The sequence below is a fragment of the Cobetia sp. MMG027 genome (genome assembly GCF_027947415.1).
Classification (GTDB): domain Bacteria; phylum Pseudomonadota; class Gammaproteobacteria; order Pseudomonadales; family Halomonadaceae; genus Cobetia; species Cobetia marina.
In genome coordinates this window covers 194,485-215,615 of sequence record NZ_JAQJIO010000009.1, presented here as the reverse complement: position 1 = coordinate 215,615, position 21,131 = coordinate 194,485, and the positions used below count along the sequence as shown (strand labels likewise).

The following is a 21,131-nucleotide window of genomic DNA, read 5'->3' as shown; positions in this document are numbered from 1 at the left end:
GATGGCGGTGTGCTGAATGCGTCACATGATACGGCAGTCGTCATGGAGGGCTCCAGTGACGTGACATCAGCGCGGGTTGGCCCGCCGGGGCGGACAGCGTCGCCGACAGCCGCTAGAATAGCGGCCAGCAGCAGGCACACACGCCTGCATGTCCTGATTCGACAGCCAGACTCACCAGACGTTTTCAGAGCAAGGCACCGGTCGCGCAGCGTGCGCCGTGGTCATTGCATACTGGAATCGGGCATCAGCATCGGCGGGTACACGCCGGGCCAACAGCAAACGAGGTTCTTACGTGATCATCAAACCCAAGGTTCGCGGCTTCATCTGCACCACGACTCATCCCAAGGGCTGCGAGCAGAATGTTGCCGAGCAGATCGCCATCACCCGCAAGACGGTCGGTGACAAGCGCGACGGTGGCCCGAAGAAGGTGCTGGTGATCGGTGCTTCCAGCGGCTATGGCCTCGCGGCGCGTATCACGGCAGCCTTCGGTTACGGCGCGGACACCCTGGGTGTCTTCTTCGAGAAGCCGGGCACCGAGAAGAAGGCCGGTACCGCAGGCTGGTACAACTCTGCCGCTTTCGACAAGTTCGCCAAGCAGGAAGGGCTCTACAGCCAGGCCATCAATGGCGACGCCTTCTCGCACGAGACGCGCGCCAAGGCCATCGAGCTGATCAAGGCCAACATGGGCGAAGTCGATCTCGTGGTCTACTCGCTGGCCTCTCCGGTGCGCAAGCTGCCGGACAGCGGTGAAGTGAAGCGCTCCGTGCTCAAGCCGATCGGCGAGACCTACCGGGCGACCGCCATCGACACCAACAAGGACACCATCATCGAAGCGGAGGTCGAGCCGGCCACTGAGCAGGAAATCGAAGATACCGTCACCGTGATGGGTGGTCAGGATTGGGAGCTGTGGATGCAGGCGCTGGACGCCGCCGGCGTGCTGGCGGATGGCGCCCGCTCCGTGGCCTTCAGCTACATCGGTACCGAGATCACCTGGCCGATCTACTGGCACGGTGCGCTGGGTCGCGCCAAGGAAGATCTGGACCGCGCCGCCGGCAGCATCCACGAGAAGCTGTCCGCCAAGGGCGGTCGTGCCCACGTGGCCGTGCTCAAGTCCGTGGTCACCCAGGCCAGCGCCGCGATTCCGGTCATGCCGCTCTACATCTCCATGGTCTACAAGATCATGAAGGAGAAGGGCCTGCACGAAGGCACCATCGAGCAGCTCAACCGCTTCTACGCCGAGCGCTTCTATGGTGAAGGCGAGATCGTCACCGACGAGTCCGGCCGTCTGCGTCTCGACGACTGGGAGCTCAAGGACGACGTCCAGCAGGCCTGTCAGGAACTGTGGCCGCAGGTCACCAGCGACAACCTGTTCGATATCACCGACTACGCCAGCTACAAGCAGGAATTCCTCAAGCTGTTCGGCTTCACGCGTGATGATGTCGATTACGATGCCGACGTCGCCACCGACGTCGAATTCGATGTCGTGCAGATGTAAGAGCGCTTCAGCAAGCGCGCAGAGGTCAGGGTAGCGAGCGCTGCCAGCTGACCGCTGAGCGATGACGACGCCACCCTTCGGGGTGGCGTCGTCGTATGTGGCGGCCTCATCTTGAGCGTCATGCCAGTCCGGGCCAGGCACAAGTGCCGGAGGCATGGCACAATATGGCGGCAGGTTGTCCCCACCCTCACGCGATGGACCTCGACTTACACCCATGCCCGTGGATTCACTGGTTTCCCCCCAGGCCCAGCAACGCCAGATAGGCTTCGTGCTGTTGCCCGGCTTCTCGTTATTGTCCCAGGCCTGTGCGCTGGAGCCCCTGCAGGTGGCCAATCAGCTCGCGGGGCAGACACTCTATCGGGCCGTCACCTTTGCGCTGGACGGGCGCGGTGTGGCGTCCGCTGCGGGCTTGAACCTGTCACCGGACAGCCTGGTCGCCAGTGATTCGCGCCATCTGGACGCCCTGTTCGTGTGCGGTGCTCAGCCGGCGGGCGAGGCGGGCCTGCAGGAGGTGGCCTCGAATCCCGCGCTGCTGGCCTGGCTCAAGCGTCTGGCCGAGCGTGGCGTGATGCTGGGCGGTATCTCCACCGGCACCCGTGAGCTGGCTCGCGCCGGGCTGCTTGATGGCTATCGTGCGACGATCCACTGGCAGCGTGCCGAGTCGTTCCGTCGCGACTTCCCGCAGGTCAACGTCTCCCATCAGCTGTATGAGCTGGACCGTGATCGTGTCACCTGCGGTGGGGGTACCGCGGCGATGGACATGATGATGACGTTGATCGCCCAGCAGCATGGTCGTGCGCTGGCCGAGAAGGTCTCCGAGCATTTCGTCTGCGAGCGTATCCGGCTGGCGGACGAGCCACAGCACGTGCCGCTCAAGAACCGTTTCGCCCATGCGCCCCAGCCGCTGGTGGAGGCCGTGACCCTGATGGAAGCCAATATCGAGGAGCCGCTGTCCACCCACGAGATCGGCGAGCACCTCGGCATCTCGCGGCGTCAGCTGGAGCGGCTGTTCAAGAAGCATCTGCAGGCGGTGCCCAGCCGCTACTATCTGGATCTGCGTCTGGCACGCTCACGTCAGCTCTTGCGCGAGAGTGATCAGCCCATCGGCGAGATCGCGCTGGCCACCGGCTTTTCCAGCGCCGCTCACTTCTCCACGGCGTTCCGCAACCATTTCGGGCGCAGCCCCCGCGACGAACGTCTCATGCTGCAGGCCTGAAATGTCGCATCGGTGACAAAAGTCGCCTCCTGACATAAGTCGTCGTCCTTTCGCTGAAAGTCTTTGTCATCTCGCCTCCCTATACTCGGGAGTCATGACCCGTGGCTCGCCGATCATCGGCCTGCCACGCAACGCCCCCGCGATGAGGAAGAGACGATGACCCAGCTGACCCGTGCCGATTTCGACCATGCCATGGTGCCCAACTACGCACCCCAGGCTGCCATTCCGGTACGCGGCGAGGGCAGCCGTCTGTGGGATCAGGAAGGTCGTGAGTACATCGACTTCGCCGGCGGCATCGCCGTCACCTCGCTGGGTCACTGCCACCCGGCACTGGTCAAGGCGCTCAAGGATCAGGCCGACAAGGTCTGGCACCTGTCCAACGTCTACACCAACGAGCCGGCCCTGGCGCTGGCCAAGGCGCTGACCGAGCGCACCTTCGCCGACAAGGTCTACTTCTGCTCCTCCGGTGGTGAGGCCAACGAAGCCGCGCTCAAGCTGGCACGTCGTTTCGCCCACGACACCCATGGCGAGAAGAAGGACAAGATCATCTCCTTCCGTCAGTCCTTCCATGGCCGCACCTTCTTCACCGTCAGCGTCGGTGGTCAGCCCAAGTATTCCCAGGGCTTCGGGCCGATTCCGGGCGGGATCCAGCACGCCGAATTCAACAACCTCGACTCCGTACGCGAGCTGATGGGCGATGACACCTGCGCGATCATCGTCGAGCCGCTGCAGGGCGAGGGCGGCATCATTCCGGGGGAGCAGGCCTTCCTCGAGGGGCTGCGTGAGCTGTGCGACCAGCACGATGCGCTCTTGATCTTCGATGAAGTCCAGAGCGGTGCCGGGCGGACCGGCCACCTCTACGCCTACCAGCACTTCGGCGTGGTGCCGGACATCCTGACCACCGCCAAGGGCATCGGTGGCGGTTTCCCGCTGGGCGCCATGCTGACCACGGATCGCATCGCGCCGGCCATGGCCATCGGCACTCACGGTTCCACCTACGGCGGTAACCCGCTGGCATGTGCGGTGGGGCTGGCGGCGCTCGAGACCATCGACACGCCGGAAGTGCTCGAGGGCGTCGCGCATCGCCACCAACTGCTGCGCAATGGCTTGGAAGGTATCGCCAAGCGTTACGGTGTCTTCAAGGAAGTGCGTGGCATGGGCCTGTTGATCGGTGCCCAGATGGCGCCGGACTATGCGGGCCGTGCCAAGGACATTCTCAATCTGGCGATGGAAGAAGGTCTGATGGTGCTGGTCGCCGGGCCTGATGTGCTGCGTCTGGCGCCGTCGCTGGTGATCAGTGAAGCCGAGCTCCAGAGCGGTCTCGACAAGCTCGACCGTGCCGTGGCGAGCTTCGTCGCCGCCTCTGCATCTGCATGAGCAGCGCCATGAGCAGTGCCCCGATGCTGGTGGTGCGGCCTGCCGAAAGCCGCGATCTGCTCGCTCTCGAGCGGCTCGCGGCCTCGGCCACGCCACGCCTGACCAATCTGCCGGCACATCGTGACCGCCTCGAGGAGCGCATCACGCGCTCCCAGCGCAGCCTGCGTGCCGAGATCGATTTTCCCGGTGACGAGATCTACTGCTTCGTGCTGGAGGATCTCGATAGCGGGGAAGTGGTCGGTACCGCCTCGCTGCGCGCCGAGGCTGGCGCGCGGGAGGCCTACTACACCTATCGTCAGGAAACGCTGATCCACGCCTCGCAGCAGCTCAACGTGCGCCACGAAGTGCAGACGCTGTCGCTGTCGCATGAGGTGTCGGATGCCACGCTGCTGTGCGCGCTGTCGCTAGATGCCCGCTATCGCGAGACGGATGCGGACAGCCTGCTGCGCCGCGCACGCCTGATGTTCATCGCCCAGTACCCGGAACGCTTCGCCAATGAACTGGCGGTGGCCTTCCCGGGCTATCTGGAAACACGTGACGAGCGTCAGGTCAGTCCGTTCTGGGACAGCGTCGGCCAGCACTTCTTTGATCGTGATTTCAATGACATCAACCAGATGGCGGGGGTGCGCTCCAAGAGCTTCATCGCCGAGGTGATGCCACCGTTCCCGCTTTATCTGCCGCTTCTCACGCCCCAGGCGCGTGCCGCCATCGGGCGCGAGAATCCGCGCCACGAGTACGCCATGCAGGAGATGCTCGCCGAAGGCTTCTCGCGCTCGCGCCACGTCGACATCTTCGATGCGGGCCCCTTGCTGCTGGCGGAGTGCGAACGTCTACACACCTTCAAGCAGTGCGGCTGGCATCCGGTGCGTATCCGTCCGCAGGAAAGCCTGCCGGACGCGGTGCCGGCGATGGTCGCCAACCAGCGGCTCGGCGATTTCCGCTGCGTGCTGGCGCGCTATGCACTGACGCCGACCGGCCAGCTGATGCTGACGCCGCAGCAGGCCGAGGTGCTGGGGGTGGAAGAGGGGCGTGCGGTGCTTGCCGTGCCGATGCCCTTGCCGGCGGTCGATGAGGGAGAGCTGTAATGCGTATTCGTCCTATCGCTCGTCACGATATCGAAGGCCTCAAGGTGCTGGCGCGGGAAACCGGCGTCGGCTTCACCTCGCTGCCGGACAATCATGAATTTCTCAGCGCCAAGATCGAGCGCACCCTGGCCGCCTTCGAAGGCCGGGAACCCGGTGATGATCGCCTGTACTTCTTCGTGCTCGAGGATGAGCGCGACGGCAGCATCGCGGGCTGCTGTGCCATCGAGGCCTGTGTGGGCACCGATGCGCCGTTCTATCACTACCGGCTCGGCTCGCTGGCGCACTCCTCGGTGCAGCTCGACCTGCATCGCACCCTGGATACGCTGACGCTGTGCTCCGATCACACCGGCGATGCCGAGGTCTGCTCGCTGTTCCTGCGTGAGGGCTGGCGCAAGGACCGCAACGGTGCGCTGCTCTCCAAGGTGCGCTGGCTGTTCATGGCCCAGTTCCGTGAGGCCTTCCCCGACAAGGTGCTGGCCGAGATGCGCGGTGTCTTCACGCCCGAAGGGCGCAGCCCGTTCTGGGAGTGTCTGGGCAGTCACTTCTTTCCGATGGACTTCAATGAGGCCGACCGCCTCACCGGCATGGGCCAGAAGAGCTTCATCGGCGAGCTGATGCCCAAGTTCCCGATCTACACGCCATTCCTCTCCGAGTCCGCGCGGGCTGCCATCGGTCAGGTGCACGAGCACACCCGCCCGGCGGTGGCGATGCTCAAGAAGGAAGGGCTGCGCTGGGAAGGCTATGTCGACATCTTCGATGGCGGCCCGACGGTCGAGGCCTATATCGATGACGTGCGCGGCGTCCGTGACAGCCAGCTGGCATGTGTCGAGGTGATCGCGTCTGATGCCCCGGCCTGTGAGCGTCCCGCCGTGATGGCCGCCACCACCGGCATGGCGGACTTCCGCGCCAGCTGGATCAGCCATGCTGTCACGCGGGACGACGCGGGTGCCTGCCATGTGCGCCTGCACCGTGATGAGGCCGAACGCCTTGGCGTCACCGGCGGTGACACGCTACGCGTGCTGGCCAGCTGAAGCATTCGCCCCGGGCATCCGCTTCTTTGCGCCATCTCGCAGGCCCATGTCGCCTTGCGTCCTTTTGCCATCAGCGGGGCAGATCGCCAACTGCCCCGTTATCTCCTTGTTCAGCGTCGCTTACGCGGCGCGCCCTTTCGATGAGGCATGCCATGACCACTACGACTCCGACTCCCGCCACACTCAACGTGCGTCAACAGCTCTTCATCGACGGCGCGTGGCAAGCGGGGGAGGCCGAATCCTTCACCAAGATCGACCCCGTCTCCCAGGCACGCCTGTGGCAGGGCGCCTCGGCCACTGCCGAGCAGGTCGAACAGGCCGTCGCGGCAGCGCGTCAGGCATTCCCGACCTGGGCGCGTCTGGGTTTCGAGGCACGTCTGGCGGTGGTGGAGCGTTTCCGTGATCAGCTGGAGCAGCATCGTGAAGCGCTGGCGATCAGCATCGCCAGTGAAACCGGCAAGCCGCTGTGGGAAGCGCGTACCGAGGTCGGCGCGATGATCGGCAAGATCGCGATCTCGGTGAAGGCCTATCACGAGCGTACCGGCGAGCGCGCCAAGGATGTCGCAGGCACCCAGGCGGTCCTGCGCCACCGTCCGCATGGCGTGATGGCCGTCTTCGGCCCCTACAACTTCCCGGGCCATCTGCCCAACGGCCACATGGTACCGGCGCTGCTGGCGGGCAATGCCTGCGTGTTCAAGCCCTCCGAGCTGACCCCGGCCACCGCCGATCTCACCCTGCAATGCTGGGAGGCCGCGGGCCTGCCGGCCGGCGTGATCAATCTGGTGCAGGGCGCGGCGGACGTCGGTCAGGCCCTGTCCCAGTCCGAGGGCATCGATGGGCTGCTGTTCACCGGCAGTGCCAAGGTCGGCAAGCTGCTTCACCGTCAGTTCGCCGGTCAGGTCGGCAAGCTGCTGGCGCTGGAACTGGGCGGCAACAATCCGCTGGTGGTGCGTGATGTGCAGGATGAAACCGCCGCGGTGCTGGCGATCATCCAGTCGGCCTTCGCCTCGGGCGGTCAGCGCTGCACCTGTGCGCGCCGCCTGATGGTGCCGCAGGGCGAGGTCGGTGATCGTCTGATCGAGGCGCTGGCCACGGCGCTGCGCGAGTTGCGCGTGGCGGGGCAGTTCGCGCAGGACGCGCCCTTCTATGGCGGCCTGGCCAGTGTCGCGGCGGCCGAGGGCCTGCTCAAGGCGCAGGATGATCTCGAAGCGCTGGGCGGCAATGTCCTCGTGCGCATGCAACAGCTTGAAGAGGGCACCAGCCTGCTCAGCCCGGCGCTGATCGATGTCACCGGCCTTGTGCTCGAGGACGAGGAATTCTTCGGCCCGCTGCTCAAGATCCATCGCTACGCCGATTGGGACGAGGCCATCGCGCTGGCCAATGACACCCGCTACGGCCTCTCGGCCGGGCTGATCGGCGGTGAGCGTGCTGACTGGGACGACTTCCTGCTGCGCATTCGCGCCGGCATCGTCAACTGGAACCGCCAGACCACCGGCGCCTCCGGCGACGCGCCCTTCGGTGGCATCGGCGACAGCGGCAACCACCGTCCCAGTGCCTATTACGCGGCCGACTATGTCAGCTATCCGGTCGCCTCGATGGAAGCCGAGGCGCTGGCGCTGCCCGCGACCCTGCCGGCCGGTATCCGTCTGTAAGGCCGTCCGTTGGGGCACCGCTGCCGCTTACCCATTGTTGACCACGACGCTCGCCGTGCTTGCTCCCTGAGGTGCCAAGGCGTCGTGGCAGGAGACCTTCATGTCCGACACCCCGTATCAAGAGATCAATTTCGATGGCCTGGTAGGCCCGACCCACAACTACGCCGGTCTGGCACATGGCAACGTGGCCTCAATGCGCCACGGCGGCCTGGCCTCCAACCCGCGCGAAGCCGCGTTGCAGGGCCTCGACAAGATGAAGTCGCTGGCGGATCTGGGTTATGCACAGGGGATTCTGCTGCCGCAGCAGCGCCCGGACCTTGGCGCACTGCGTGATCTCGGCTTCACCGGCAGCAATGCCCAGGTGTTGAAGGCGGCCAGCGAGCAGGCACCGCAGCTTCTGCGCGCGGTGTGTTCCGCCTCCAGCATGTGGACGGCGAACGCCGCCACCGTCACGCCCTCGCGCGACAGCGGTGATGGCCGCGTGCACTTCACGCCGGCCAACCTGCAATCCAGTTTCCACCGCTACCTGGAGCCCGCGACCACCGGACGCATCCTCGGCGCCATCTTCGCCGACGATGCCCATTTCGCGCATCATCCTGCGCTGCCCGCGACGCCGGCCTTCTCCGATGAAGGTGCGGCCAATCATACGCGGCTGTGTGATGGCCACGGCGGGCCGGGCGTGCATCTCTACGTCTATGGCCGTCAGGCCTTCGGCGGTGACGGCGTCGAACCGCGTCGCTATCCGGCGCGTCAGACACTGGAAGCCAGTCAGGCCGTCGCGCGTCAGCATGGCCTGAGCGAGGATCAGGTGGTGTTCGCCCAGCAGCATCCGGAGGCCATCGATGCCGGCGTCTTCCACAACGATGTCATCGCGGTGGGCAATGGCCCGGTGCTGTTCTATCACGAGCTGGCCTTCCGCGATGAGGAGGCGGTGCTCAACGAAATTCGCGCGAAACTGTCCACACCGCTGATCCCGATCCGCGTGCCACTGGAAGCCGTCAGCCTCGAGGATGCCGTCTCCTCCTACCTCTTCAACTCGCAGCTGCTCTCCAATGACGATGGCAGCATGACGCTGGTGGTGCCGGGCGAGTGTCAGGAGAACGAGGCGGTATGGAATGCGCTGCAGAATGCGATTCTGGCCGGCCCGAACCCGATCGGGGAAGTGCTGGTCAAGGACGTCAAGCAGAGCATGCGCAATGGCGGCGGCCCGGCCTGCCTGCGTCTGCGCGTGGTACTGAGTGACGCCGAGCGCGCCGCGCTGTCCGGGCGTGTGATGATGACGGATCAGCTGCACGGCGAGCTGGGTGACTGGGTCAAGCGTCACTATCGCGACAGCCTGACACCGGCGGACCTCGCCGACCCACAGCTGGCCGAAGAGACACTGGCGGCGCTGGATGAGCTGACGCGGCTGTTGAAGGTCGGCAATGTCTACGCCTTCCAGCGCTGATCGCCTGGCCCGAGCCCATACGACACAGCCCCATACGACACAGCCCCATACGACACAGCCCCATACGACACAGCCCCCATCGGGTTCGCCGATGGGGGCTGTGTCGTTGTGGAGGTGTGGTCTGACATTTGAGAATCAGATGCCGTGGCGCGACTCAGGCCAGTTGTGGCTGCACCATGCGCTTGGGCTCGCGGCGCACCGGCCAGTGCACGAGCGCGGCCAGCAGGCCGAAGATGCCGCTGGCGATCCACAGCAGGTCGTAGCTGCCGGTCAGCTGATAGACCACACCACCGCCCCAGGCCCCCAGGAAGGCGCCGACCTGATGCGCGGCCAGCACCATGCCGAACACGAAGGCCTGACGCTTCTGGCCGAAGTAGAGCGCGACGGCCTGGCTGGTCAGTGGCACCGTCGACAGCCACAGCACGCCCATGATCGCGCCGAAGGCGTAGAGCAGCATGCTGCTGGGCGGGATGACCACCATCGCCATCACCAGTGCGGCGCGGCACAGATAGATCAGCATCAACAGCTGCGGCGGGTGACGGCGGCCGCCCCAGGCACCGAACAGGATGGTGCCGGCGATATTGAGCGCGCCGATGATCGCCAGCGTGTTGCCGGCCACGTTCAGGGGCAGACCGCAGGCGACCACGAAATTGGGCAGGTGGGTGGCGATGAAGGCGACGTGCACGCCGCAGACGAAGAAGCCGCCGGCCAGCGCCAGAAAGCGCCGGTCCTGTAGCAGCGGGCCCTGGCTCGGGACATCCTCTGCCTGTGTTTCACTGCCGGCCGGCGGGCGACGCAGCAAGGGCAGGGCCATGGGAATCAGCAGCAGACAGCTGGCGCCGAGCGCCAGCATGGCGATCTTCCAGTCGATCAGCACCAGCATCGGGGTCGCGACCGAGTAGATCAGCTGCCCGAAGGAGCCGCCGGCCGAGGCGATGCCCAGGCCGATGCCACGATGCTGGAGGGGAACCACACGCGTGACGGCGGCCAGCACCAGCGGGAAGGTGGTCGCCCCGATGCCGATGCCGGCCAGCACGCCCGCACCCAGCATCCACACCGTCGGGGTCGGCCAGAGGGCGGTGACGCCCATGCCGACCGCATAGCACAGGCTGCCGACCAGGAAGACGCTGAGGGTACCGAAGCGATCCGACAGCTTGCTGGCGATGGGCGCGGCCAGCCCGAAGACCAGATTCTGGATGGCGAGGGCAAATGACAGACTGCCCATGCCCCAGGCAAGCTCGCTGGCCATCGGTGGCAGCATGAAGCCCATCGCCTGGCGCGCGCCGGTATTGATGGCGAGTATCAGCGCTGCCAACGCGATCGCTGCCTTCCAGTTGAGTTGCATGTCAGATCCTCATGCCGGGAATCGTTATTGTCGTTGTTCTTGCAGTTCTTGCAGTTCTTGCAGTTCTTGCGGTCCCTGCACCCGGTGCTGGCCATGGGCGGAACATCCTCCATGAGGACTCTCGCTACATTTCACTTTATTCTCATGAAAGTACAGATGCCGGATACGCCACTGTCAGACGCGTCTGCGACACTCTCGTCCGTATCAGGCAATTACATGGCTTCGCGGGAGTCCTCGCTCCGGTGCGCCGCCATCATTCTCGACCGCTACCGGCCCAGTCCCGAGGCGGACCGATGTCATGCAAACATCTGCCGATGACAAGGCGTGAAACGCTATACTGTGTGGCATGCGAGACAGCATCTGCATGGCCATGATGAGCCCAGTGACATCACACTGTTTCCTTTTTGGCACCATGGTGCCGAATCGTGACCTGTAGAATTCACCGATTCGAATCGTGCCAGGCCTCAAAGCCTGGGGTCGGTCCCTGACGCCGAACCCACGCCACGTCAGTCAGATGACGCCATGGCTGGCCGCGACACCCTGCACGCGTTGTCCGAACCCTGTCCCCCTGCTTCATGCTCCTGAGGAGAAGCCCCTTGGCCAACTTCACTCTGAACGGCAAGGCCGTCAGTCTCGAGGTCGATCCGCAAACCCCGTTGCTTTGGGTGCTGCGTGAACACCTGGGCCTGACCGGCACCAAGTTCGGTTGCGGAATCGCCCAGTGCGGCGCCTGCACCGTGCACCTGAACGGCACCGCGGCGCGCACCTGTGTCCTGCCGGTACTGGCCGCCGAGGGTGGTGACATCGTCACCATCGAGGGGCTGGCCGAGAACGATGACCACCCGCTGCAGCAAGCCTGGGTCGAGGAGCAGGTGCCGCAGTGCGGTTACTGCCAGTCGGGCCAGATCATGCAGGCCGCCGACTTCCTCAAGCACACACCGAACCCCACCGATGAGCAGGTCACTGCCGCCATGGCGGGCAACCTGTGTCGTTGCATGGCGTACGTGCGTATCCATCGTGCGGTGAAGCGTGCCGCCGCGATCGCCAGTGAGCGCGACATGGCGCAGGTGATGGGCCAGCAGACCGAGGCCACCGCCGCGACTGCCGGTGTCGGCACATTCGATCCGCGTGCCACGGCAGATGCCGTGAGCCATTCTGCTGCCGAGGAGACATCTCATGGCAAGGTTTGAAGATACGCTGGGCCGGCATCAGCGCGCTCAGGCAGCCACTCGTCACCCCTCGAGCCAGCACGGCATCACGCGGCGTGGTTTTTTGATCGGCAGTGTCGCGGGTTCCGCGATGCTGGCGTTCGGGGTCTCCGGCGCAGCCCTGGCTAGCGGCGCCGATGACGGCCGCTCTGCCAGCGAGACGCTGTCCGCCGGCGCCTTCGAGCCGACCATGTGGTATGCCATCGGCACTGACGGCACCATCACCATCCATATCACCAAGGCCGAGATGGGACAGCACGTCGCCACCAGCCTGGCGCGTCTGGTCATCGAGGAGCTCGAGGCCGATCTGGCCTCCGTCGAGATCGTCTACGTCGACAGCGATCCCAAGTGGGGCTACATGATCACCGGCGGCAGCTGGTCGGTGAATCACAGCTACCAGCCGCTGTCGCAGGCGGGGGCTGCCGGGCGTATCGCGTTGATCGAAGCGGGCGCCAGACAGATGGGCGTGTCCGTCGAGAGCTGCAAGGCGCGCAAGGGCCGTGTCATCAGTGGCGATCAGTCGCTGGGCTATGGCGAGATCGTCGCCGCGGGCCTTGAGCGCAGCTTCACGGAAGATGAGCTGGCGGCCATCGAGCTCAAGCCGGCCTCCGAGCGCCGCGTGCTCGGCACCAAGGGCAATGCGCTGGACGTGCCGGCCAAGACCAACGGTCAGGCGGTCTACGGCATCGATTATACCCTGCCTGCCGAGGTGGAAGCCCGTGTCGGCAAGACGCTGCATGCGCGCCCGGTGCTGCCGCCGAGTCGCTTCGGCTGCAAGGTCACGGCCGTGGATGACAGCGAAGCCCAGAAGGTCATCGGCTATCGCCAGACCATCGAGCTCAAGGATCCGTCCGGCATGTGTCAGGGGTGGTTGGCGGTCATCGCCGACAACTTCTCGGCGGCCATGCGTGCCACCGACCTGCTCAAGGTGGAATGGAGCAAGGGCGACAGCTATCACGTCGATGAGGCGGCGATCCAGGCAGAAGGCCAGCGACTGGTCAGCGCCCCGAGTCGTGACAATGGCTCGCTGATGGTGGATCAGGGTGACCCTTCCGCGCTGATCGAAGGTGCGGCGACCACGGTGGAGTCCACCTTCACCACCTCAAGCGTGCTGCACTTCACTCTGGAGCCGGCCAATGCACTGGCCTATGAGGAGGAGGGGCATTGGCATGTCCACTGTGGCAACCAGCAGCAGTCATTGCTGATTCCCCTCGTCGCCAAGGCGCTGGACGTCGAGGATGGCAAGATCACTCACCACCAGTTGTATCTGGGCGGTGGCTTCGGGCGTCGTCTCCACGGTGACTACGCCGTGCCGGCGGCACTGGCGGCCAAGGCCGTGGGGCGTCCGGTCAAGATGATCTTCACGCGCCCGGACGATAGCCGTTTCGATTGCGTGCGCTCGCCCTCGGTGCAGCGTGTGCGTTCCGGCCTGGATGCCGAGGGCCGTGTCGTGGCCTCCGAGCACGCCGCCGCGGCAGGCTGGCCGACTGCCGCGCTGATGCCGAGCTTCCTCGCCGAAGCCGTGGAAGGCGGTGGCAAGCTGGATTCCTTCTCCATCAGTGGCGCGGACCACTGGTACAACGTCGGCACTCAGCGTGTCTGGGCGCAGCAGAACAAGGTCGCTCATGAGGCCTTCGTGCCGGGGTATCTGCGCTCCGTCGCACCGGGCTGGACGCTATGGGCGGTCGAGCAGCACATCGATGAGCTGGCGCAGGCAGCCGAGCAGGATCCGGCCGAATTCCGCCTCTCGCTGCTGGACGCCGAAGGCCGCAATGCCGGCAAGGCGCCGGTCAGCACGGGCGGGGCGGAACGTCTGCGCAACGTGCTCACGCGCGTGATGGAGAAGTCCGGTTGGAGCGAGCGTGACAGCCTGCCGGAAGATACCGGCATGGGCGTGGCGCTGAGCTTCGGTCAGGAACGCAGCATGCCGACCTGGGTGGCCTGCGTGGCACGGGTCAAGGTCGATCGCGCCACTGGCGAGGTCAAGATCGAGAAGCTGACCAGTGTCGTCGATGCCGGTACCCTCGCACACCCGGATGGCGCCATGGCGCAGCTGGAGGGCTCGCTCTTGTGGGGCGTCTCGATGGCGCTGCACGAAGGCACCGAATACCGCGAGGGTGGCCCGGTGGCGCAGAATCTGGGTGCCTACCAGCCGCTGCGCATGCATCAGGTGCCGCAGATGGATCTCGAGTTCGTTGACAGTACCGAGATGCCGGTCGGTCTTGGCGAGCCGGGTACCACGGTGGTCGCACCGGCGGTGGCCAATGCCATCCATCACGCCGTAGGCGTTCGCCTGCGTGATCTGCCGATGCGCCCGGCGGCGCTCAAGGCCGCGCTCAGCGAGGCCTGATCCTCACCGATGAATGCGTCTGATACCCGCCACTCCGGCATGCCCGGGTGGCGGGTTTCGTGTCTTCTGGCTGGGAGCCGGCTTCCGATATGAGAGATTTTTGATGCAACATCTTGATCTTGAAGTGATCTGTCAGGCGATCGACTGGCTGGCGCCGTCAGATGGCACGCGGCCTGACAGCCCGATCTGGCTGTGTACGGTGCTGTCCACCTTCGGCTCCTCACCGCGTGAGCCGGGCGCCTGGCTGGTGGCGCGTGCCGATGGCCAGCATCGTGGCTCGTTGTCCGGTGGCTGTGTCGAGGAGGACTTCCTGGCGCGCCTGGCGGGAGGCGAATTCACCGCGAGCGCCCAGGTGATCCGCTATGGCGAGGGCGGCCATCAGGGTGCGGGGATCGCCTTGCCGTGCGGTGGCTTGCTGGACGTGCTGGTCGAGCGCTTCACGGCCAGCGAGGCGGACATCGCGCATCTCAAGGCACTGCGCGAGGCACTCGAGGGTCAGACGCCGCGTCTGCGTCAGGTCATGCTGGCGGGGGATGGCGCGCGTGCGCTTCAGCAGGACAGCGGGCTGGGGGAGCGGGTCGAGCCACTCAAGGGCCACGATGACCAGACGAGCGGCTATCAGCTCAGGGTCGGGCCGGTGGCGCGTCTGCTCTTGGCGGGACTCTCGCCGGTGGCGGAAGCCTGCGCGGCCTTCGCCGTCAGCCTCGGCTTCGAGGTGATTCTCTGCGAGCCACGCGAGGAAGTGCTGGCGGACTGGGATGCCCGCAAGACGCCGCTCGCCGGTGTCACCCTGCGTCGTGAGCTGCCTTCGCGCTTCATCGCGGCGGGGGGCTGCCATGCCGCGACTGCCGTGGTGGCGCTGACCCATGATCCACGCATCGATGATCTCGCGATGATCGAGGCGGTACGCCAGCCCGCGTTCTACATTGGCGTGATGGGCTCGCAGCGTACCTCTCAGGCGCGCGCCGAGCGGCTGGCGCGCAGTGGCGGGCTCAGCGCCGAGGAGATTGCGCGTATCGTGATGCCGATCGGACTGAATCTGGGCAGCAAGACGCCGGCCGAGATCGCGCTGGCCGTCATGGCCGATATCGTGCGTATCCGGCGTGGGCGCGCTCGGGAAAGTCTGTGAGACCCGACATGAGTGAGACGATCATTCTGGTGATGGCGGCCGGTCAGAGTCGCCGCTTTGGCAGTGACAAGCGTCAGGCTTGTCTGGCGGATGGCCAGACACTGCTGATGGCGACGCTTTCGCAGGTCATGTCCTGTGAGGTGGACTGGCGTCTGCTGCTGCGCGAGGACGATGATCCCGCCGCACTGCTGGGAGATGACTTCGCGCGTGAGCATGCCCGGCGAATCTGGCGTGCGCCGCAGGCGGGCAACGGCCTCGGCGCCAGTCTCGGCGATGCCTTCCGTCAGCTAAATGATGAGGCTGGATTGGCGCATGTGCAGGTGGCGGCGGTATGGCTGGCGGACATGGCGCAGATCACGCCGCAGACCTTCCACGCCTTGCACCGTGAGGCGAGTGCGGAGCATGTGGTGCGGCCGGTGCTGACAGGCGAGAAGGGCAGGCCCGGTCATCCGGTGCTGTTCGGGCGGACGCTATGGCGTGAGCTGGCAGCGCTTGAGGGCGGTGAGGGTGCGCGGGAAGTGATCCTTCGACATCGTGATGCCTTGCGTGAGGTGGTCGTCAGCGATGCCGGCATTCTCGACGATATCGATACACCGGCGATGCTGGCGGAAAGGCGGCGAAGTCTCCCACCCCCAAATGCCTGAGCAAGCGCTGGGCGGCAAGCCATCGCGCCAGACACAAGGACGCCCCGTCACCTGAAGGTGACGGGGCGTCCTTGTGTCTGCTCATCCGCATTCTACAGCGTGCGCACGTCCAGCAGCTTGATGCGCTGGATGCGTGGCTCACCCCAGCTCAGATCCAGCACCCACTCGGCATCGAAATGCGTGTGCAGCACGCTGCCGTCGTGATGCGCGGCGCGGTGCTCGCCGCCCATGCGCAGGGTGGCCGTGTCGAGACTCTCGCGTCGGGCACGTACCCAGCCCAGTGCATGACTGTTGATCAGCAGATCATCACGGCGCTGTTCCCAATTGGTCAGGAATTCGCTGCCAGTGAGCGTCTCATCCAGCAGCTGGATCACGGCATCGTCTCCCAGCAGCTCGGCCAGCTCGAGGGACGGCGCCAGGCGGTTGAGCAGAGAGAACCAGCGATGCGCGAAGTTCTCGAGTTCAGCCTCAAGGGCCAGATCATTGAAGGTATCGGCGTACATGCTACCCGCTCCCGAGTATTGAACAATGTAGGTTCGGCGGTGTGCCGAGACGATGCGTCGAGGCAAGCCAGTGCGGCGAATCATCTCGCGTCGCCGCACTGGCGGTGTGGTCCGTGAAGCCCCGGCTTCTCTAGGTACGCTTCTCGACCATCCTGCGGATGCCGACATAGAACAGTGGCGTCAGCAACAGGCCGAACACGGTGACGCCGATCATGCCGGAGAACACCGCCACGCCCATCGCCTGGCGCATCTCGCTGCCGGCACCGGTGGCCAGTACCAGCGGCACCACGCCGGCGGTGAAGGCCACCGAGGTCATCAGGATGGGCCGCAGCCGCAGACGACAGGCCGTCAGCACGGCATCCAGGCGACTCTGACCTTCATGCTGCTGCTCACGGGCGAACTCGACCAGCAGGATGGCGTTCTTGCAGGCCAGCGCCACCAGCACGATCAACCCGATCCGCGTGAAGATGTTGTTGTCGCCTCCCGTCAGCCACACGCCAGCCAGCGCCGACAGCAGCGTCATCGGCACGATCAGGATGATCGCCAGCGGCAGCGACCAGCTCTCGTACTGGGCAGCCAGCACCAGGAATACCAGCAGCACCACCAGCGGGAAGATATAGATCATGGTGTTGCCGGCCAGCACCTGCTGGTAGGTCACCTCCGTCCACTCGTAGCCGATGCCCTGGGGCAGATTGGCTGCCAGCACTTCCTCGATGGCGGCCTTGGCCTGATCACTGGAGACGCCCGGTGCCGGCGAGCCGTTGATGTCGGCGCTGACATAGGTGTTGTAGTGCATCACGCGGTCCGGCCCGGTGGTCGGCGTCACCTTGACGAAGCTGCCCAGCGGAATCATGCGCCCGTTGTCGCTGCGCACCTTGAGATTGCGGATGTCATCCGGGTCGAGACGCGCCGACTGCTCGGCCTGGGCGCGAACCTGATAGGTACGCCCGAAGCGGTTGAAGTCATTGACGTACAGCGAGCCCATGTAGATCTGCAGGGTCTCGAAGGCGCGTTCCACCGGGACGCCCATGATCATCGCCTGCTCGCGGTCCACATCGATGTCGTACTGCGGCACCTGGATGCGGAAGCTGGAATAGACGCTGCTCAGGCGCGGGTCGGCATTGCCCTTGGCGGTGATGGTCTGCACGGCGGCGAACAGCTGATCGAAGCCCTGGTTGCCGCGGTCCTGCAGCTGCAACTTGAAGCCGCCCGTGGTCCCCAGACCCAGAATCGGCGGCGGCGGGAAGACGGCGACGAAGGCCTCGTCGATGCCGGCAAACTTGCGGTTGAGCTCGGCGGCGATCGCCTGGCCGGAGAGCTGGGGCGACTGGCGATCCTCGAAGTCATCCAGCGGCGTGAACAGGATGCCGGAATTGGAAGCATTGACGAAGCCGTTCACCGACAGCCCCGGGAAGGCCACGGTATGGGCGACCCCCGGTGTCTCGAGTGCCAGCTTCTGCATCTCGTTGATGACCTCGGTGGTGCGATCAAGGCTTGCCGCGTCCGGCAGCTGAGCCATCGCGACCAGATACTGCTTGTCCTGTCCCGGGATGAAGCCGCCGGGCACGCTGTCAAACAGCTTGCCGGTGGCGCCGAGCAGGGCCAGATAGATCACGCCGACGATGACACCGAAGCGCAGCAGCTTCTTGATCAGGCCGGTGTAGCCGTTGGACATCGCATTGAAGGCCCGGTTGAACGGCGCGAACAGCCAGCGTCCGAACAGGCCATCGATGAGGCGTGTCAGCCAGTCCGGCTTGGCACCGTGGGGCTTGAGCAGCAGGGCCGAGAGCGCCGGCGACAGGGTCAGTGAGTTGAAGGCCGAGATCAGCGTCGAGATGGTGATGGTCAGCGCGAACTGCTTGTAGAACTGGCCGCTCAGGCCGCTGATGAAGGCGGTGGGCACGAAGACCGCCGTCAGCACCAGCGCGATGGCGATGATCGGGCCGGTCACCTCGCGCATGGCGATCTGGGTCGCTTCGATGGGGGAGTGGCCCAGCTCGATGTTTCGCTCGACATTCTCCACCACCACGATGGCGTCATCGACCACGATACCGATGGCCAGTACCAGTCCGAACAGCGACAGCGTATTGATCGAGACACCCATCAGCTGCATGACCGCGAAGGTGCCGATCAGCGAGACCGGCACCGCGATCAGCGGGATGATCGAGGCGCGCCAGGTCTGCAGGAACAGGATCACCACGATCACGACCAGCAGGATGGCCTCGAACAGGGTATCGATGACCGCCTCGATGGAGCCGCGCACGAAGACGGTGGGGTCGTAGACGATGTCGTAGCTGACGCCATCGGGGAAGGCATCGGACATCTCGCTCATGCGCTCGCGGACCGCATCCGACAGCGCGATGGCATTCGAGCCGGGGCGCTGGAAGATCGGCATCGCCACCGCATCCTTGCCGTCGAGTTGCGCGCGCAGCGAGTAGCTGTCGGCACCCAGTTCGACACGTGCGACATCCTTCAGGCGCGTCAGGCGGCCATCCTCATCGACACGGATGACGATGTTCTCGAATTCCTGCGTGCTCTCGAGACGTCCGCGCACATTGAGCAGGCGCTGGAACTGGTTGTCATCCGGGGCGGGCTGGGCACCGACGGAACCGGCGGCGACCTGCTGGTTCTGAGCGCGCAGCGCACTGATCACGTCACCGGCAGACAGTCCACGCGCCGCCACGGCGTCCGGGTCCAGCCATACACGCATGGAATACTCGCCAGCACCGAACAGGCGCACGTCACCGACCCCGTCGAGACGGGCGAGGTTGTCCTTGAGATTCAGGCGCGCGTAGTTGGATAGCCACAGCTGGTCATAGCGGCCATCCGGGGAGGTCAGGTGGACCACCATCGTCAGGTTGGGCGAGGCCTTCTCGGTGGTGATGCCAAGCTGCTGCACCTCCTGCGGCAGGCGTGGCGTGGCACGTGCCACACGGTTCTGCACCTGCACCTGGGCCTTGTCCAGATCGGTACCCAGTGCAAAGGTCGCGGTCAGGGTCAGGTTACCGTCGGAGGTCGCCTGGGAGTCCATGTACAGCATGCCTTCGACGCCGGTGATTTCCTGCTCCAGCGGCGTGGCGACGGTCGAACCGATGACTTCCGGGTTGGCGCCCGGGTAGTTGGCGCGCACCACCACGGTAGGTGGCACGACTTCTGGATACTCGGAGATGGGCAGCTGGTACAGTGACAGCAGCCCCGAGATGACGATCAGGATCGACAGCACCGCGGCGAAGACCGGGCGCTTGATGAAGAAGCTGGAGACGTTCACGTACGGCCTCCTGCTGCCTGGCGGTCGGCCTCGGCCAGCGCCGCGGCATCCTGATCATTGTCGTGCGACGGCTGATCCTTCTGGTGTTGCGTCAGGCGAGCGACACGCTCGGCGAGGGCCTTGAGGGCACCATCGTCGGACATCTCGACCAGCTTGGGCGTGATCGGCATGCCCGGGCCTGCCTTGGCGGGGCCGGCGGCCAGCACGCGATCACCGGCGGCCAGGCCATCGGTGACGGCACGCAGCGGGCCAAAGCGCGGGCCAGTGGTGATGCCACGGTAGGCGAGGGTGTCATCTTCGCCGATCACCAGCACGAACTGACGATCCAGATCGGTGCCGATGGCACGCTCCGGGATCAGCACGGCGTCGCGAATCTCGGGGGAGGCGATGCGCAGGCGCGCGAAGGCGCCCGGCCGCAGGGCAGGGTCCTCTGCGGTGAAGGTGGCGCCAATGCGCAGGGTACCGGTGTCGATGTCGACGCTGTTGTCGATGAAGTCGAGCTCGCCCTGGAACGGGAAGTCCTGCTGGCCTGCAAGCTGCAGTTCCACCGGCAGATGATCCTCGGCGGAGACGTCGGCAAAGTCCTGATTCCAGGTCAGCTCGCTGATGTCGATATAGGCGTCCAGCTGGCGAGTTTCCACCAGGGTGGTCAACACGCTCTGACCGGCTTGAACGGTATTGCCGCGCGTGATGCGGGCATTGGACAGTCGGCCATCGATCGGGGCACGCACCGTGGCGTAGTCGAGATCCAGACGGGCGCGCTCGAGCTGGGCGATGGCGGCCTTGAGCTGGGCGTTGAGACCGGAGACGCTGGTGCTGCGTGAATCGGCTTCCTCGCGGGAGATCAGGTTGCGCTTGACCAGGCTGGCCGCGCGTCCGGATTCACTGCGGGCGTTGGCCAGTTCTGCCTTGACGCGAGCCACCTCGGCTTCCAGACGATCAACCTCGGCCTTGAAGGGGCGCTGATCGAGGCGGACCAGCGGGGTGCCGGCGCTCACCTGACTGCCTTCGGTGAACAGGACCTCTTCGATTTCACCGCTCACGCGCGGGCGCAGCTGTACGCTCTGCGGAGATTCCAGGCGGGTGGTGTAAGTGTGCCAGGCCGCGACCGGCTGAGCCTTGGCCGCGACGACTTCCATCGTGGGAGGTGTCGGCTGGGCGCCAGCGGAAGCCTCGTCATCGCCTTCACTGCAGGCGCTGAGCGCAAGGAGACCGCCAAGGGTCAACAGCAGGGAAGAGGCGATACGAGAAAGGCGCGCCGGACGTGAAGGATGTCTCGACATGGGGGAGCTACCGTTGCAGGAGTGGGATGCTGGGCATCCTAGAGAGGCCGGGCAGACGGGATAAGCCCTCTCAGCCACACTGCTTTGGTTCTCAATTT

15 protein-coding genes are annotated in these 21,131 nt (G+C 65.3%); 11 read left to right on the top strand and 4 right to left on the bottom strand.

Annotation, left to right across the window (positions count from 1 at the left end; all coding sequences use genetic code 11):
* The first annotated feature begins 292 nt into the window (after positions 1-292).
* The 7 genes from fabV to astB all read left to right on the top strand — a co-directional run bounded on the left by fabV (position 293) and on the right by astB (position 9,303).
* Complete coding sequence (gene fabV, locus PJK54_RS14015) at positions 293-1,495, top strand: enoyl-ACP reductase FabV (RefSeq protein ID WP_271303194.1); 1,203 nt, start codon at positions 293-295, stop codon at positions 1,493-1,495.
* A gap of 214 nt (positions 1,496-1,709) precedes the next feature.
* Positions 1,710-2,711 carry a GlxA family transcriptional regulator gene (locus PJK54_RS14010; RefSeq protein ID WP_169477227.1) on the top strand — a complete coding sequence of 334 codons (1,002 nt, stop codon included), beginning with the start codon at positions 1,710-1,712 and terminating at the stop codon, positions 2,709-2,711.
* Positions 2,712-2,867: 156 nt separating this feature from the next.
* Positions 2,868-4,088: an aspartate aminotransferase family protein gene (locus tag PJK54_RS14005; RefSeq protein ID WP_271303193.1), complete on the top strand. Its 1,221-nt coding sequence runs from the start codon at positions 2,868-2,870 to the stop codon at positions 4,086-4,088.
* Positions 4,089-4,111: 23 nt separating this feature from the next.
* Positions 4,112-5,173 carry an arginine N-succinyltransferase gene (locus PJK54_RS14000; protein ID WP_141392325.1) on the top strand — a complete coding sequence of 354 codons (1,062 nt, stop codon included), beginning with the start codon at positions 4,112-4,114 and terminating at the stop codon, positions 5,171-5,173.
* The gene (gene astA, locus PJK54_RS13995) at positions 5,173-6,204 is read left to right on the top strand and encodes an arginine N-succinyltransferase (protein WP_176503240.1); all 1,032 of its coding nucleotides are present in this window, start codon (positions 5,173-5,175) and stop codon (positions 6,202-6,204) included. The genes PJK54_RS14000 and astA overlap by 1 nt, the downstream gene beginning before the upstream one ends.
* Positions 6,205-6,356: 152 nt before the next feature.
* Positions 6,357-7,856, top strand: coding sequence for a succinylglutamate-semialdehyde dehydrogenase (astD, locus tag PJK54_RS13990; protein ID WP_271303192.1), 1,500 nt, complete (start codon positions 6,357-6,359; stop codon positions 7,854-7,856).
* Between the two features lie 100 nt (positions 7,857-7,956).
* Positions 7,957-9,303, top strand: a complete 1,347-nt coding sequence (astB, locus tag PJK54_RS13985; RefSeq protein ID WP_077378280.1) for an N-succinylarginine dihydrolase — start codon at positions 7,957-7,959, stop codon at positions 9,301-9,303.
* 154 nt (positions 9,304-9,457) lie between these two features.
* On the opposite strand, the gene PJK54_RS13980 is transcribed toward astB, so the two are convergent.
* Positions 9,458-10,648, bottom strand: a complete 1,191-nt coding sequence (locus tag PJK54_RS13980; protein ID WP_271303191.1) for an MFS transporter — start codon at positions 10,646-10,648, stop codon at positions 9,458-9,460.
* 596 nt (positions 10,649-11,244) lie between these two features.
* Between PJK54_RS13980 and PJK54_RS13975 the strand changes: the two genes are divergently transcribed.
* The 4 genes from PJK54_RS13975 to PJK54_RS13960 all read left to right on the top strand — a co-directional run bounded on the left by PJK54_RS13975 (position 11,245) and on the right by PJK54_RS13960 (position 15,979).
* Complete coding sequence (locus PJK54_RS13975) at positions 11,245-11,838, top strand: (2Fe-2S)-binding protein (protein ID WP_442870684.1); 594 nt, start codon at positions 11,245-11,247, stop codon at positions 11,836-11,838.
* Positions 11,825-14,206, top strand: a complete 2,382-nt coding sequence (locus PJK54_RS13970) for a xanthine dehydrogenase family protein molybdopterin-binding subunit (protein WP_084207915.1) — start codon at positions 11,825-11,827, stop codon at positions 14,204-14,206. The genes PJK54_RS13975 and PJK54_RS13970 overlap by 14 nt, the downstream gene beginning before the upstream one ends.
* A 103-nt stretch (positions 14,207-14,309) precedes the next feature.
* Complete coding sequence (locus PJK54_RS13965; protein ID WP_271303190.1) at positions 14,310-15,335, top strand: XdhC family protein; 1,026 nt, start codon at positions 14,310-14,312, stop codon at positions 15,333-15,335.
* Positions 15,336-15,343: 8 nt separating this feature from the next.
* Positions 15,344-15,979 carry a nucleotidyltransferase family protein gene (locus tag PJK54_RS13960; protein WP_271303189.1) on the top strand — a complete coding sequence of 212 codons (636 nt, stop codon included), beginning with the start codon at positions 15,344-15,346 and terminating at the stop codon, positions 15,977-15,979.
* Between the two features lie 92 nt (positions 15,980-16,071).
* Here the strand turns inward: PJK54_RS13960 and PJK54_RS13955 are convergent, their stop codons facing one another.
* From PJK54_RS13955 to PJK54_RS13945, 3 genes are all read right to left on the bottom strand, one after another.
* The gene (locus PJK54_RS13955; RefSeq protein ID WP_077378298.1) at positions 16,072-16,482 is read right to left on the bottom strand and encodes a hypothetical protein; all 411 of its coding nucleotides are present in this window, start codon (positions 16,480-16,482) and stop codon (positions 16,072-16,074) included.
* A 130-nt stretch (positions 16,483-16,612) separates the two neighbouring features.
* Positions 16,613-19,750, bottom strand: coding sequence for an efflux RND transporter permease subunit (locus PJK54_RS13950; RefSeq protein WP_271303188.1), 3,138 nt, complete (start codon positions 19,748-19,750; stop codon positions 16,613-16,615).
* Positions 19,747-21,033, bottom strand: a complete 1,287-nt coding sequence (locus PJK54_RS13945) for an efflux RND transporter periplasmic adaptor subunit (RefSeq protein WP_271303187.1) — start codon at positions 21,031-21,033, stop codon at positions 19,747-19,749. The genes PJK54_RS13950 and PJK54_RS13945 overlap by 4 nt, the downstream gene beginning before the upstream one ends.
* Positions 21,034-21,131 lie beyond the last annotated feature (98 nt).

Bases quoted from the DNA above. Each gene is read 5' to 3' on its own strand.
- PJK54_RS14010 (WP_169477227.1), top strand. From the start codon at position 1,710: ATGCCCGTGGATTCACTGGTTTCCCCCCAGGCCCAGCAACGCCAGATA.
- PJK54_RS14005 (WP_271303193.1), top strand. From the start codon at position 2,868: ATGACCCAGCTGACCCGTGCCGATTTCGACCATGCCATGGTGCCCAAC.
- PJK54_RS14000 (WP_141392325.1), top strand. From the start codon at position 4,112: ATGCTGGTGGTGCGGCCTGCCGAAAGCCGCGATCTGCTCGCTCTCGAG.
- astA (WP_176503240.1), top strand. From the start codon at position 5,173: ATGCGTATTCGTCCTATCGCTCGTCACGATATCGAAGGCCTCAAGGTG.
- astD (WP_271303192.1), top strand. From the start codon at position 6,357: ATGACCACTACGACTCCGACTCCCGCCACACTCAACGTGCGTCAACAG.
- astB (WP_077378280.1), top strand. From the start codon at position 7,957: ATGTCCGACACCCCGTATCAAGAGATCAATTTCGATGGCCTGGTAGGC.
- PJK54_RS13980 (WP_271303191.1), bottom strand. From the start codon at position 10,648: ATGCAACTCAACTGGAAGGCAGCGATCGCGTTGGCAGCGCTGATACTC.
- PJK54_RS13970 (WP_084207915.1), top strand. From the start codon at position 11,825: ATGGCAAGGTTTGAAGATACGCTGGGCCGGCATCAGCGCGCTCAGGCA.
- PJK54_RS13965 (WP_271303190.1), top strand. From the start codon at position 14,310: ATGCAACATCTTGATCTTGAAGTGATCTGTCAGGCGATCGACTGGCTG.
- PJK54_RS13960 (WP_271303189.1), top strand. From the start codon at position 15,344: ATGAGTGAGACGATCATTCTGGTGATGGCGGCCGGTCAGAGTCGCCGC.
- PJK54_RS13955 (WP_077378298.1), bottom strand. From the start codon at position 16,482: ATGTACGCCGATACCTTCAATGATCTGGCCCTTGAGGCTGAACTCGAG.
- PJK54_RS13945 (WP_271303187.1), bottom strand. From the start codon at position 21,033: ATGTCGAGACATCCTTCACGTCCGGCGCGCCTTTCTCGTATCGCCTCT.